This is a genomic window from Pseudomonas sp. SIMBA_068, assembly GCF_046534705.1.
Taxonomy (GTDB): Bacteria; Pseudomonadota; Gammaproteobacteria; order Pseudomonadales; family Pseudomonadaceae; genus Aquipseudomonas; species Aquipseudomonas putida.
Map to the genome: position 1 here is coordinate 1 of NZ_JAWRYI010001718.1, position 234 is coordinate 234.

At 39.7% G+C, this 234-nt stretch carries 1 protein-coding gene; it reads right to left on the minus strand.

Features of this window, described 5'->3' with window-relative positions; all coding sequences use genetic code 11:
* A partial coding sequence (locus tag SB756_RS35620) for a transposase (RefSeq protein WP_410913952.1) occupies positions 1-234 on the minus strand: 234 nt, incomplete at both ends.

The window sequence follows — 234 nt, forward strand, 5'->3', positions numbered from 1 at the left end:
GGGCATTTCTGCTTTTTTGATGAACGAATGATAGCTAGACCATTCATACTCAGCAAGGTCACATGCTAGCGGTGTGTTTGTTTCGATTGGGTTACGATGAATATAACGGCTCACATGCAATAAGTAGTTTTCAGCATCCACCAACACCGCGGTATACCTCCCTCTAAACAGTGCACCATCTGTATTATATTTTCGATTAAAGTATTGAGTATAAAGGCCATTAATATGCTTCAT